The sequence below is a fragment of the Phormidium sp. CCY1219 genome (assembly GCF_035615515.1).
Classification (GTDB): Bacteria; Cyanobacteriota; Cyanobacteriia; order Cyanobacteriales; family Laspinemataceae; genus CCY1219.
Genome location: NZ_JAJENT010000877.1, coordinates 1 through 224, shown reverse-complemented (window position 1 = coordinate 224; position 224 = coordinate 1). Strand labels below are relative to the sequence as shown.

At 50.9% G+C, this 224-nt stretch carries 1 rRNA gene; it reads left to right on the top strand.

The window, feature by feature from the left end:
• Positions 1-137: 137 nt before the first annotated feature.
• Positions 138-224 (top strand): 5S ribosomal RNA (gene rrf, locus LKK83_RS32460); the annotation flags it as partial.

Here is a 224-nt window from a genome sequence, read left to right as displayed (position 1 = left end):
CCGTTGATAGGCGTCGTGGTGGAAGTGCAGTAATGTATGTAGCCCAGACGTACTAACAGACCGAGCGCTTGACCTCAAATTTCATTTAAACTCAATTTCTATGCAGTCTTGAGGGTTCTTTAACCTTCTCGATTTTTCCGGGTGCCTATGGCGTTGTGGAACCACTCCGACCCATCCCGAACTCGGCTGTGAAACGCGACTGCGGCGACGATACTTGGAGGGTG